The following is a 13,055-nucleotide window of genomic DNA, read 5'->3' as shown; positions in this document are numbered from 1 at the left end:
CCATCTTCACGAGCTCTTCACATGGATCGCCGTCAATTCCTGTCCCGTTCTGCCTTTTTCACCGTGGCTGCCGCCTCCCTGACCGCCTGCGGTGGTGGTGGGGGCAGCGAAGGGGCTGGTACCTACCAGTTTCCGCAGGGGGTGGCCAGTGGCGACCCGCGTGAAAGCAGCCTGGTGTTCTGGAGCCGCTGTGTGCGCGCCACCGGGGTGAGCGGTGACATCAGCGTGCGCCTGCAGGTGTCCACCACGGCCCAGTTCTTCAACCTGCTGGCCGATCTGCCCCTGGTGGCAAGCGCCGCCTACGACAACACGGTGCGCGCCAAGGTGACCGGCCTGCCGGCGGCCACACCGCTGTACTACCGCTTTCTGGCCGGCAATGACGTCAGCGCCGTGGGCGTGGGCAAGACGGCTCCGGCCAGCACGGCCACGTTGGCGCAGCTGCGCTTTGCCTGGTTCACCTGCCAGGACTGGAGCGTGAACCACTGGGCCGCGATGAACCTGCTGGTGGCCGAAGACCTGGATTTTGTGGTGCACCTGGGCGACTACATCTACGAGACCGTGGGGGCGGCCTTCCAGAGCGGCGCGGCCGAGCCGGCCCATGCCCGCATCAGCCTGCCCGATGGCACCAAGCTGAGCGACGGCACGGTGTATGCCACCACGCTGGCCGACTACCGCACGCTGTACAAGACCTACCGTGGCGACGCCCGCCTGCAGGCCATCCATGCCAAGTTCCCCATGATCGCCACCTGGGACGACCATGAGTTCAGCGATGACTGCTGGCAGGACCACCAGACCTATACCAACGCCAACCTGCAACAGACGGCCCGCCGCCGCGCCGCCAACCAGGCCTGGGTGGAGTACATGCCGGTGGACTTCGGCGATGTGTCTTTCGACAGCGCCAACGCGGCCTTCAACAACCTGCGCATCTACCGCGACTTCCGCTTTGGCACCCTGATGCACCTGGTGATGACGGACGAGCGCCTGTACCGCGACGACCATGTGGTCAACGAAGCCACCATTGCCAGCGCCCAGGGGCATGACCCCATCAATGGCAGCGATTCGATCGGTGCCCGCTACTTTGTGCAGGTGCCGGTGCTGCAGCAGTTCGAAGCCCTCAAGACCCAGGCCCTGGGGCGCATGCCCTCCATCCTCGGCACCACCCAGACCGCGTGGTGGAAGCAGACCCTGTCGAACTCCACCGCCACCTGGAAGGTGTGGGGCAACGAGGTGATGCTGAGCCGCCTGTGGCTGGACCTGCGCGCCAGTGCACCGGCCCCTTACAACGCCCAGTACGTGGTCAACTGTGATGGCTGGGATGGCTACCCCAGCCACAAGGCCGACCTGCTGGGCTACATCACCAGCAACAACATCCAGAACGTGGTGGCCATCACCGGCGACCTGCACGCCTTCCAGTGCGGCGTGGTGCGCGACAAGCCCGACACCAGCACCGGCACGCCTGCGGTGGTCGATTTTGTGAGCGCCGGCATCAGCAGCTCGAGCTTCTACAGCTATGTGAAGGCCGGCGCCGGCAGCACGCCGCTGGCGGCCCTGGTCACCTCGCCGGCCACGTTTGACGCCGTGCTCAAGGGCAACAACCCCGACTTTGCCTATGTGGACCACGACGCCCAGGGCTATGCCTCGGCCACCCTCACGGCCAGCAGCCTGCAGGTGATCTACACCAAGATGAAGCCGCTCACCAGCAGCGGCACCGTGCCCGACAGCCCGGTGCTCAAGCGCACCCGCATCACGCTGGCCGCGGGCAGCAAGACGCCGGTGGTGACGGACAACGTCTGAGCCCCACCCGGCTCATGCATTGAGCAGTTGCTGCCCTTGCAGCCGGGCAGCGCCCGAGGCCACCAGTTGGGCGACCAGCTCGGACAGCCAGGCCTCGTCGGAGGCGCCGCCCATGCGCCTGGCGGCCTCACGCATGTGGGGGGTCTGTTGCATCCAGCGCTTCAGATCGTCAAGACCGATCTGCTGCCACTCGAGCAGCTTGAACTTCAGCAGCACCTTGGTGGCGTACTGCTGGTGGCGTTCAGGCGCCCGGACAAAGCCGTCGAGGCGTCGGCGCGCCGTGGCCAGGGCCGCACCCACATCGTGGAACACCGCGCCGTGGCCGGGCACCACGGTGCGCGGTGCCAGGCGCTCGATCAGGTCCAGTGTGGCGGCCACCTCGTCAAAGGCGGCGATGCCGTCGAGTTCGGGGAAAACCACGCCAAAACCGTTCTCCCACAGCGCATCGGCCGAGATCAGGGTGGCGCTGGCGGGCTCGAACAGGATCACCGAATGCGGGTCATGGCCCGGTGCAGCATGCACCTGCCAGGTCTGCTGGCCCAGCCGCCGTTCGGTGCCAGGCTGCAACAGGCCGTCAAAACCGAAGCGGGGGCAAAGCTGGCCGGTGTGCTGATAGCTCAGGCGGTTTTCGTCCCAGACGCGCACGGCCTCGGCCTCGCCCGGCGGAATCCAGGTCTGCAGGCCAGGGTAGCGGGCCTGCAGCGCGGTATTGCCGCCGCAGTGGTCGCTGTGCAGGTGGGTGTTGAGCAACCGCACCAAGGGGCGCGGGCCCAGTGCGGCTTCGACCAGGGCCACGGTCTGCTCGCTGTGGCTGGCGTAGCCGCTGTCGACCAGGGCGGCGCCCGCGGGGCCGTCAAGCAGGATGTTGTTGGCCGAGAGCCAGCCGCGCTCGAACACGCTGACGCCCGAGGGCAGGGCGGGGTGAACCATGGCGTTCAGGCGTGTGACGGGATCAGTGGGCCGCGGCGCTGTTGCGCAACTCGCGCCGCAGGATCTTGCCCACATTGGTTTTGGGCAGTTCGGTGCGGAACTCGATGTGCTTGGGGTGCTTGTAGCCGGTGAGGTTTTCGCGGCAGTAGCGGGCCACATCGTCTTCGGTGAGCGCCGGGTCGCTGCGCACCACGAAGATCTTGATGGCCTCGCCTTGCTTGGCATCGGGCACGCCGATGGCGGCGCACTCGAGCACGCCGGGGCACAGCGAGATCACCTGCTCCAGCTCGTTGGGGAGCACGTTGAAGCCGCTGACCAGGATCATGTCCTTCTTGCGGTCGATGATGCGGGTGTAGCCTTTTTCGTCCATCACGCCCACGTCGCCGGTGCGCATGAAGCCGTCGCTGGTGAAGGCCTTGGCGTTCTCGGCCGGCTGCTGGTAGTAGCCGGTCATGACATTGGGGCCCTTGATGCAGATCTCGCCCGATTCGCCCTGCGGCACGGTGTTGCCGGCGTCGTCCTTGATGGCGATGTCGATGCTGGGCAGGGGCAGGCCGATCGAGCCCGAGAACTGCGTGCTGGTGACCGGGTTGTTGGTGCCGATGGCGCAGGTCTCGCTCATGCCCCAACCTTCGACCATGGCCGAGCCGGTGAGCTGCTGCCAGGCCTTGGCCGTGCCCTCGGCCGCCGCCATGCCGCCGGCCTGCGAGATGCACAGGTGCGAGAAGTCGAGCGTCTTGAACTCGGGGTGCTGCAGCAGGGCGTTGAACAGGGTGTTCACCGCCGGCAGCATGTGGAAGGGGCGCTTCTTCAGCTCCTTGATGAACTTGCCGATGTCGCGCGGGTTGGGGATCAGCGTCAGGTGCGAACCTTGGCGGATGGCCAGCAGGCACAGGGTCAGCGCGAAGATGTGGTACAGCGGCAGGGCGGCAATGCCGTTGATCTTGGTCGGGTCGCCGATGCGGGCCAGGGCCGGCTTGAACCAGGCGTCGGCCTGCAGGGTGGCGGCCACGATGTTGCGGTGGGTCAGGGTGGCGCCCTTGGACAGGCCGGTGGTGCCGCCGGTGTATTGCAGGAAGGCGATCGAATCGAGGTTGCTGCTGGCCGGCTGCAGCTTCTTGCCGCGCCCCTCGGCCAGGGCCTGGCTGAAGGGCACCACGCTGCGCCCGGGCGTCAGGGCGATTTGGTAGGGGGGCACCATCTTGGCCAGGTGGCGCACGGCAAAGGTGATCCAGGCGCCCTTGAGGCCACCCAGCAGGTCGCCCATCGAGGTCATCACCACCTGCTTGATCGGGGTCTTGTCGATCACCGCCTGCAGGGTGTGGGCAAAGTTCTCCAGGATGATGATGGCGGTCGACCCCGAGTCCTTGAGCTGGTGCTCGAGTTCGCGCGCGGTGTAGAGCGGGTTGACGTTGACGCAGGTGTAGCCGGCGCGCAGCACCGCGGCCATGGTGACGGCAAACTGCGGGATGTTGGGCAGCATGATGGCCACCCGGGCCCCGGGCTCCAGCCCGCGCGACTGCAGCCAGGCGCCCAGCGCAGCCGACAGGGTGTCGAGCTCGCCGTAGCTCATCCACACGTCCATGCACACCGAAAACGGCTTGTCGGCAAATTTGCGGAACGACTCCTCCAGCAGGTGGGGGACCGAACGGTACTGCTCGGGGTCAATCGTTTGGGGCACGCCGGCCGGGTAGTGCTGCAACCAGATTCTGTCCATCATGTCTCTCCTTGGCGCTCGATTCTGGCTGCGCTGCAGCAAAGGTGGCTACGGGGCTTGTCCTAGGGTGAGGGCGCAATCCGTCGCTGAGGCGACAGGCACAGAGGGTTGCGCTTCGATGCAGCGCTGCGTGCCATCATCGGCGCATGAAATCAGTTTCCCTTGGAGTGAGCCGCCGATGATTGCCCGCCTGCAAAGAATGATGCTGCTCTGGGGGGCGCTGCTGATGGCGGGCGCCTGGGTCGGGTGGTGGCCGCAATCGCCCTGGGTGCTGGCCGCGGTGCTGCTGGGCCTGCTGGCCCTGAACCCGCTGGCCCTGGGCCTGGAGTTGCTGATCATGGCGCGGGTCAACCGGGGTGACCCGGCGCCACCCGCCCCCTGGCCGCAGCTGCTGCGGGCCTGGGTGACGGAGGTGCGGGCCTCCAGCCGGGTGTTTGGATTTTGGCAGCCATTTCGGGCCGACGCCCTGGGCGATCAGTTATCGCCACCGGGGCCCGCTGGGCAGCGCGGCGTGCTGCTGATCCACGGCTACTTCTGCAACCGGGGCGTCTGGACCCCGTGGATGCAGCATTTCACCGCGGTGGGGCGGCCTTTCATGGCGCTCAGCCTGGAGCCTCCGTTTGGCTCGATCGATGCCTGTGCGGCACAGGTGGACCGCGCCGTGACGGCCCTCACCGAGGCCACCGGCCGGGCCCCCATCGTCGTGGCCCACAGCATGGGCGGCCTGGTGGCCCGCGCCTGGTGGCGCGCCAGCGCAACGCGTGGCGAAGTCCCCCGTGTGCACCATGTGATCACCCTGGGTACCCCGCATCAGGGCACCTGGCTCGCTCGCTGGGCCCACACCGCCAACGGCCGCCAGATGCGCCTGGCCAGCCCCTGGCTGCAAGCCCTGGCGGCTGAAGAACCGCCCGAACGCGCCGCCGCCTTCAGCTGCTTCCATTCGAACTGCGACAACATCGTATTCCCCGCCCACACCGCCACCCTGCCCGGCGCGAAGGCCCACTTCGTGCCCGGCATCCCCCACGTCGCCCTGGCCACCGACCCCGGCGTGCGCAGCCAGGTGATGGCGTTGATTGAAAAGTTGGATGTATGAGCGGCTGCGACCACCCGAAGTGAGTGACCGCGGAGGCCGTCAGGCCCCCTCCTGAATTCAGCCAGCCGTCAACGAAGCGGTCAGGCCGGCGCCGGGCCGCCCCAAGGCGGCCTGCGGCCCCCTCGGGGGGCAGCGACCACACGAAGTGAGGGAGCGTGGGGGCTGTCAGATCACCCCGCGCCGCATCTGATCCAACTCGATGGACTCGAACAAGGCCTTGAAATTGCCGTTGCCGAAGCCGTCGTCGCCTTTGCGCTGGATGAACTCGAAGAAGATCGGGCCCAGCTGGTTCTCGCTGAAGATCTGCAGCAGCAGCGCGTCCTTCTTGCCATCGATCAGGATCTTGCGCTTGTGCAGTTCCGCCAGGTTTTCGCCATGGCCCGGGATGCGCTTGTCCACCAGCTCATAGTAGGTGTCGATGGTGTCGAGCAGGCGCACCTGGTTGGCCTGCAGGCCGTCCACCGTGGCGTAGAGGTTGTCCGAGCCCATGGCGATGTGCTGGATGCCTTCGCCGCGGTACATGTCCAGGTACTCCTGGATCTGGCCCGGCTTGTCCTTGCCTTCTTCGTTGATCGGGATGCGGATCTTTCCGCAGGGGCTGGTCATGGCCTTGCTCTTCACGCCGGTCACCTGGCCTTCGATGTCGAAGTATTTGACCTCGCGGAAGTTGAACAGGCGCTCGTAGAAGTCGGCCCATTCGTGCATGCGGCCCCGGTGCACGTTGTGTGTCAGGTGGTCGATGTAGGTCAGGCCCACGCCATGGGGGGCCAGGGCTTGTTCGGTGCTCAGGCCGGGCAGGGGCTCGAAATCAACGTCGAAGAAGCCGATGTTGCCGATGGCGCCGGGTTGGGCGCCGTTCTTGCCGCGCCAGCGGTCCACCAGGTAGATCAGGCTGTCACCGATGCCCTTGATGGCGGGAATGTTCAGCTCGCCCGGGCCGGCCACGCCGGCATAGCCCCAGGCGCCCAGGCCGACGGCGCGCTCGTAGGCGGCCTTGGCGTCCTGCACCCGAAAGGCAATCGCGCAGACGCTGGGGCCGTGCAGGCGGGCAAAGCGCTGGGCGAACGAATCGGGCTCGGCGTTGATGATGAAGTTGATCTCACCCTGGCGGTACAAGGTCACGTTCTTGTGGCGGTGGCGTGCCACCGGGCGAAAGCCCATGCGCTCGAACACCAGGCCCATGGCCACCGGATCGGGGGCCGCGTACTCGATGAATTCAAAGCCGTCGGTGCCCATGGGGTTGTCCCAGGGGGTGAAGGGGGCCACGGGCGCGGTGGCGTTGGTGGGCAGGGGGGCGTTCATCAGTCTGTCTCCATCCATGAGTGAGGTCTTGAAGCGATTGACTGTAGGGGGCGGGGGCAGCAGTTTTTCTGCGTTCTGCGGCCATGACCTCGGTCAATTTGCATGAATCCTGCAAAATGGAGGCCATGGAAGCATTGGATAAGCTGGATCGGCAGATTTTGCGCAGTCTGCAGGCGGATGGCCGCGCCACCTACGACCAGATCGCCGAGGCCGTGGGCCTGTCGGCCAGCGCGGTGTTGCGCCGGGTCAGGCGCCTGGAAGACAGCGGCGTGATCGACCGCTACGTGGCCCTGGTGCAACCCGAGGCCGTGGGCCTGGGCCTGACGGCCTACCTCAATGTGCGGCTCGAAAAGCACACCGAGAGCCACAAGCGCAACCCCATGGACCTGTTCCGCGCCAGTGTGCAGACCTGGCCCGAGGTGGTCGAGTGCGCGGCCCTCACGGGCGAGATGGATTTTTTGCTGCGGGTGGTGGTGGCCGACATGGCGCACTACCGGCGCTTCGTGATGGAAAGCCTGCTCAAACACCCCAGCGTGCAGGATTGCAAGACCAGCTTCGTGCTGGACCGCGTCAAGGCCACGACGGCCTTGCCTGTCTGACGAACGGTATTTGAAGGGGGATAACCTTCATCCCTGCAGGGCTTGAACGGGCTGGATTTTGGGTTATAGGGGAAAACCCTTATAGTTCAGCCCATGTTAGCCCCTTCCAACTGGATCCGGTCTTCGCTGCAGGCGGGGCGTGATCTTTTTCATTTCACCCTGGCCCAGCCCACGGGCCCCGAAGCCTCGGGCCACTCGCCCGTGCTGGTGCCCATCCGCTCGCTCGGCCCCAGCTACCGCTCCCGCATCGCCGCCCATTTGCTGGCCCTGGAGCCGCAAGACCGCTACCTGCGCTTTGGCTATGCCGCCAGCGACGAGCAGGTACAGCGCTACGTGGATCAGCTTGACTTTGAGCGCGACGAGATCTTTGGCATTTACAACCGCCGGCTTGAACTGATCGCCATGGCGCACCTGGCGTTCTCGACCGATCCGAAGTCGGCCAGCTGCGCCGAGTTCGGCGTGTCGGTGCTCAAGCACGCCCGTGGCCGTGGCTACGGCGCTCGTCTGTTCGACCGGGCCGTGATGCATGCCCGCAACGAAGGCGTGAGCCTGATGTTCATCCACGCCCTGAGCGAGAACACCGCCATGCTGAAGATCGCCCGCAATGCCGGTGCGACGGTGGAGCGCGATGGCTCGGAATCCGAGGCCCACCTCAAGCTGCCGCCCGCCAGCCTGGATTCGCGCGTGGCCGAGATCGTCGAGCAGCAGTTCGCCGAACTCGACTACCGACTCAAGGTTCAAGCCAAGCAGTTCCGCGACACGCTGGCCAGCGTGCAGGAAATCCGACGCGGCGTGCGGCAGGGGCGTCACCAGTCGGCCCAGTGAGCGGAAAGCGGTTCAGCCGGCACTGTTGGCCGGCTGTCACATCAATCCGCTATCCTTGAGGCTTACCCACTACCGCACGTTTTGCGCACCAGGCTGTGTCCGACCCTCACCCCGCGCGTGCTTCCGAGAAGGAAGACAAGCGCTCTTTTCTGCAAAAAGTTGCCGAATTCATCCGTCCCGGGCCCGACTCGCGTGACGAATTGCTGGAAGCCCTCACCGATGCCGAGGACAACCAGGTCATAGGCGCCGAGTCGCGCGTGATGCTCGAAGGCGTCATCCGCATGGCCGATCTGACGGCCGGCGACGTCATGCTCGCCACGCCGCGCATGGACCGGCTCAACATCGACTCTCCCTACGACGAACTGCTGCACCAGGTGATCGAAACGGCGCATTCCCGTTTCCCGGTGTACAGCGATGAGCCCGACAACATCATCGGCATTCTGATGGCCAAGGACCTGCTCAAGCTGCAGCGGGCCCCTGAACTCAACATCCGGGCCCTGCTCAGACCCGCCGTTTTTGTGCCTGAAAGCAAAGGCCTCAACGACTTGTTGCGCGAGTTCCGCGGCAACCGCAACCACCTGGCCATCGTCATCGACGAGTTCGGTCGTGTGGCTGGCTTGATCACCATCGAAGACGTGTTGGAGCAGATCGTCGGCGAGATCGAGGATGAATTCGACATCGCCGAAGACGAAGGCGACATCTTCGGTCTGGCCGACCGCAGCTACCGCGTGAGCGGCGACACGCCGATCGAGCGCGTGGCCGAGGCCTTTGGCGTGCTCATCGAAAGCCGCGATGCCGACGAGAACTTTGACACCATCGGCGGCCTGATCGCCCATGAACTGGGCCATGTGCCCCGGCGCGGCGAGCACTTTGAGCTGGCCGGGCTGAAGTTCGTGGTGCAACACACCAAGGGCGGCGCCGTGCGCTGGTTCAAGGTCACGCCCCAGGCCGACGGCGCCACCCCCGCATGAAGGGCCTGAGCGGCTGGCGCGGCCTGAGGCGGCCGGCCTGGGCCACCTTGGCCCACTGGGCGTTTGCGGCCCTGGCCGGCGTGATGCAGGCCCTGTCGCTGGCCTGGCCCTGGGGTGGGCAGGCCTCGGGCACGCTGCAGGCCTTGTCGCTGGCCGCTCTGGTCGGCTTGCTAAACCGGGCGCCCAGCGCCCGGCGCGGCGCCTGGCTGGGCGCTGTGTTCGCCCTGTGCTGGCTGGCCGGCACCTTCTGGTGGCTGTACATCTCGATGGCCGTCTATGGCGGGCTGGAGGCGCCGCTGGCCGTGCTGGCCGTGCTGGGGCTGGCCGCCTTTCTTGGCAGCTACTACACCCTGGCGGCGGGGCTGTATGTGCGTTGGTACCATCGGCTGGCGCTCGGCCCGCTGGCTTCGGCCGGGTTGTTTGCCGCCTTGTGGACCCTGGCCGAGCTCTTGCGCGGGCATTGGTTCACCGGCTTTCCCTGGGGGGCCGGGGGCTATGCCCAGGTGGATGGCGCGGCACGCTGGCTGGCCCCTTGGGTCGGGGTGTATGGCACAGGGGCTCTGGTGGCGGCCTGGGCCGCCGGGCTGGCCAGCCTGCCCCGACGGAAATGGCCGGTGCAGGCTGGCCTCCTGACGTTCTGGGCGCTGCTGTGCTGGGTGCCGGCACCTGAACACCCGGCCTCGTCGGCCCCGCTGGAGGTCAGCCTGTTGCAGGGCAACATCCCGCAGGACGAGAAGTTCCAGGCCGGCTCGGGCGTGCCCATGGCCCTGGCCTGGTACCGCGCCCAGCTGATGGCCAACCAGGCTTCGCTGGTGGTGGCCCCGGAGACGGCTTTGCCTTTGTTGCCGGAACAACTGCCGGCAGGCTATTGGGACGGTCTTCTGCAGCGCTATGGCGTGGGGGTGGGGCCGCTGGCGCCTGCCGAGGGCCGGCCGCCCCAGGCCGCCCTGATCGGTGTGCCCCTGGGCAACCAGCGCGAGGGCTACACCAACTCGGTGCTGGGCCTGATGCCCGGCGAGACTCGTCTGTACGCCTACGACAAGCACCACCTGGTGCCTTTTGGCGAATTCATCCCGCCGATGTTCCACTGGTTTGTGGCCTTGATGGACATGCCGCTGGGCGACTTCAATGCGGGCGCGGTGGGCCAGGCCTCCATGCCCTGGCAGGGCCAGCGGCTGGCCCCCAACATCTGCTACGAGGATTTGTTTGGCGAGGAGTTGGGCCTGCGTTTTCGCGACCCGGCCCGGGCCCCCACGGTGTTTGTCAACGTGAGCAACATCGGCTGGTTTGGCGACAGCGTGGCCATCGACCAGCACCTGAACATCTCCCGCCTGCGCGCGCTGGAGTTTGCCCGCCCCATGGTGCGGGCGACCAACACGGGTGCGACCGCCATCATCGACCACCGCGGCAGGGTGACGGCCCAGTTGCCGCCGGTGAGCCGCGGCGTGCTGCAAGGTGTGGTTCAAGGGCGGGGGCTCAGCGCCGATCACGGCGGCTGGGGCATCACACCTTACGCCTGGTGGGTGTCGCGCCTGGGGCTGGCGCCACTGTGGCTGCTGTGCCTGGCCCTGGTGTTGTGGGCCAGACGGTGTGAGCGTGCTTCACGCCGTCGGGTCGCCTGAAAGAAACCGGGCCCCGTAGCGGGAGCCCTGTTCTCATTGGCTGGTCCAGCTGTAGAAGGCCACGCCCTCATCGCGGTAGGTGGGCAGGTTCGCGTTGATGAAAGCGCGGTCACTGGCACTGATGGTGTAGAAGTGCGCGTTGGTGGCCGTGTTGTAGAAACGGTACACCGGTGCACTCACGCCATCGCTCGCGGTTTGCGAATACCAGCCAATGCCCTCAGCGACAAACGGGGGCGTCATGTTGGCCGCGATGTAGATCACGTCTGAGGCGCTGGCTGTGTAAAAGTGGCCATTGCTGGTCGGGTTGTAGTAGCGGTAGACCGGGCTCAGGCCGGTGGCCGAGGCCGCGTACGAGTAGAAGGCAATCCCTTCGTAAGCGTATTGGGGGATGTTGTTGATCACGTAGTCACGGTCTGAAGTGCTGGCCGTGAAGAAGTGAACGCGGCTGGTTGCGTTGTAGAAACGGTAGACCGGAACCCGGCTGGCTGCCGCATTGTCCAGCCATTTGTAGATCCCGGCGGTGTAGGCCAGATCGAAGCGGCCATACACGTCATTGGCCGTGGGGTTGGAGCAAGTGGAGCCGCCACCTGACAGCTGGCCCACCAGGTATTTAGAGCTGCCGCTGGTGATGAACAGGCCTGAGCCGCTGCTGCCACCTTCCGTCACGCCGCTGTTCCAGCCGACACGGACATGGGTGGTGCTGCTGCTGGAGCCCGTGGTGAAGCTGCAGGAGAACGTTTCAGAGCCTGCGGCCCGGCTGCACGTGGCAAAGCCTGTGGTGGTCCCCAGGCTGACTTTTTGCAGGTCGCCCGCCGGATGGTGCACCCCGCCGATGCTGGTGCCCGCAGCGGGCAGGCTGGGCGACCAGCCTGAATAGGTCACACCAGAAGGTGGGCTGCTGTTCAGGCGAAGGAAGGTGGCGTCGCTGCTGTTGTCGGTGTAGAGCAGGGCGGCGCCGCCGTTCACGGTCTTGCTGGCGCTGTAAAGGGTGCCGCTGCCACAGGCCGAGGCGCGGTAGAACCAGAAGGTCTGCAGTGTGCTGGCCACGGTCTGGGTCGAGATGCAGTGGTTGGCGGTGAGCAGGTAGGGGGTGGCGCTGCTGGCGCGGTCGTTCAGCAGGGTGCCCGAACACAGGTAGCTGCTGCCGGTGCTGGCGTCGGAGAACAGCAGTCGCGCCACACTGTTGCCGGTGCTGCTCCAGTCGCTTTTGCAGGCCACGTCGACTTCGCAACTGCCCGAGTTGTTGATCTTCAGCGTGAGCTTGGCGGCCGTGGGCGACTGGAACAGGTGCGACAGCTGCGGCACGTTGATCTGCAGCGTGGAGGTGGCCACGCCCGCAGGCAACTCGATCTGCATCGTCAGGTCTTCGCCTTCCACATACGGTGCGAAGTAGAGGTGGTTGCCGCTGGCGCCCGCTTTGCTGAGTTCGTTCACGGCCAAGGCGTCGATCACCTGGGTGCCCGTGACCTCGGTGGCCGTGGCGGCACCTTGGGCATAGAAGCGCAGCTTGGTGCGGGCGTCGATGTGGCTCACATCGAGCACCAGCCGGGTGCCGGCGGCGCCGCTGGAGACAAAGCGGATGGCGGCGCGCTGGCTGCCGTCGCTGCCGGTGGTCCATTGCAGGCGGCTGGCGAAGGTGGTGACCGAATCCAGTTCGGCAATCTTGCGGCCCAGGCCGATCTGCGGCGCCTGGCCGATGCTGCGGATGTCGACCGCGCTTTGCAGCTTGGCCACCTCGGTGCCGGCGCTGCCCAAGGTCACCTTGTAGCCGGGGGCGGGGTCGCTGGCGCCCAGGGTGTAATCACTGTTCACCTCGGCAGACTTGGCCGTGGCGGGGGTGAAACTGTCCACCGGGGTGTTCTGGGCCGACGTGGGCAGCTGGCGTTCAGCCACCGTGCTGCTGCCATTGCCGCCACCGCAGGCGCCCAGCAAGGCCGTCAGGCCCAGGGCCAGGCCCCATCGAACGAGGTTTGCTTTCATCTTGTCGGAATCCGTTGGTTGGTGAGGTGTCCGAGTGGCCCCATGGCGCGCATGTGTCGGCTCTGCTGTCTTCTGGGCAGGTATTTTGCATGGGCTTTGCGTCAATTCGTGTCCCATTTACAAAGGAGAGTGGGTCCTGTGGCGGGGCTCAATGTCCTGCCTCACGGGCGTCCCAGGCATCCAGGCCCGACGGGCCGTAAAATCACGGGTTTGCTGCGCAAG

Annotated in this window: 10 protein-coding genes; 6 read left to right on the top strand and 4 right to left on the bottom strand. The window is 66.2% G+C overall.

Going from position 1 to position 13,055, the window contains the following annotated elements; genetic code table 11:
* The first annotated feature begins 21 nt into the window (after nt 1-21).
* Nucleotides 22-1,794: an alkaline phosphatase D family protein gene (locus tag F624_RS0119200; RefSeq protein ID WP_019575968.1), complete on the top strand. Its 1,773-nt coding sequence runs from the start codon at nt 22-24 to the stop codon at nt 1,792-1,794.
* A gap of 12 nt (nt 1,795-1,806) precedes the next feature.
* Here the strand turns inward: F624_RS0119200 and F624_RS0119195 are convergent, their stop codons facing one another.
* On the bottom strand, nt 1,807-2,724 hold the full coding sequence (locus F624_RS0119195; RefSeq protein ID WP_019575967.1) for an MBL fold metallo-hydrolase: 918 nt from the start codon (nt 2,722-2,724) through the stop codon (nt 1,807-1,809).
* A gap of 22 nt (nt 2,725-2,746) precedes the next feature.
* The gene (locus F624_RS0119190) at nt 2,747-4,441 is read right to left on the bottom strand and encodes an AMP-binding protein (protein ID WP_031255569.1); all 1,695 of its coding nucleotides are present in this window, start codon (nt 4,439-4,441) and stop codon (nt 2,747-2,749) included.
* Between the two features lie 178 nt (nt 4,442-4,619).
* Between F624_RS0119190 and F624_RS0119185 the strand changes: the two genes are divergently transcribed.
* Nucleotides 4,620-5,534 carry an esterase/lipase family protein gene (locus F624_RS0119185; protein WP_019575965.1) on the top strand — a complete coding sequence of 305 codons (915 nt, stop codon included), beginning with the start codon at nt 4,620-4,622 and terminating at the stop codon, nt 5,532-5,534.
* Nucleotides 5,535-5,699: 165 nt separating this feature from the next.
* On the opposite strand, the gene hppD is transcribed toward F624_RS0119185, so the two are convergent.
* Complete coding sequence (gene hppD, locus F624_RS0119180; RefSeq protein ID WP_019575964.1) at nt 5,700-6,836, bottom strand: 4-hydroxyphenylpyruvate dioxygenase; 1,137 nt, start codon at nt 6,834-6,836, stop codon at nt 5,700-5,702.
* A 125-nt stretch (nt 6,837-6,961) separates the two neighbouring features.
* Here hppD and F624_RS0119175 point away from each other — a divergent pair, with 125 nt between their 5' ends.
* From F624_RS0119175 to lnt, 4 genes are all read left to right on the top strand, one after another.
* The gene (locus F624_RS0119175) at nt 6,962-7,435 is read left to right on the top strand and encodes an Lrp/AsnC family transcriptional regulator (RefSeq protein WP_027476588.1); all 474 of its coding nucleotides are present in this window, start codon (nt 6,962-6,964) and stop codon (nt 7,433-7,435) included.
* A gap of 93 nt (nt 7,436-7,528) precedes the next feature.
* Complete coding sequence (locus F624_RS0119170; protein WP_019575962.1) at nt 7,529-8,260, top strand: GNAT family N-acetyltransferase; 732 nt, start codon at nt 7,529-7,531, stop codon at nt 8,258-8,260.
* A 95-nt stretch (nt 8,261-8,355) separates the two neighbouring features.
* Nucleotides 8,356-9,231 carry a CorC family transporter gene (locus tag F624_RS0119165; protein ID WP_019575961.1) on the top strand — a complete coding sequence of 292 codons (876 nt, stop codon included), beginning with the start codon at nt 8,356-8,358 and terminating at the stop codon, nt 9,229-9,231.
* Nucleotides 9,228-10,853 (top strand): apolipoprotein N-acyltransferase, encoded by a 1,626-nt coding sequence (gene lnt, locus F624_RS0119160; protein ID WP_019575960.1) that lies wholly within the window; start codon nt 9,228-9,230, stop codon nt 10,851-10,853. Before F624_RS0119165 ends, lnt begins: the two co-directional genes overlap by 4 nt.
* Nucleotides 10,854-10,886: 33 nt before the next feature.
* Here lnt and F624_RS0119155 read toward each other — a convergent pair whose 3' ends face one another.
* Nucleotides 10,887-12,833: a hypothetical protein gene (locus F624_RS0119155; RefSeq protein WP_019575959.1), complete on the bottom strand. Its 1,947-nt coding sequence runs from the start codon at nt 12,831-12,833 to the stop codon at nt 10,887-10,889.
* Nucleotides 12,834-13,055: the final 222 nt, after the last annotated feature.

The organism is Curvibacter lanceolatus ATCC 14669, assembly GCF_000381265.1.
GTDB lineage: Bacteria > Pseudomonadota > Gammaproteobacteria > Burkholderiales > Burkholderiaceae_C > Curvibacter > Curvibacter lanceolatus.
Note: the sequence above shows the minus strand (reverse complement) of the source record. Positions and strands in the feature narration are given on the sequence as shown.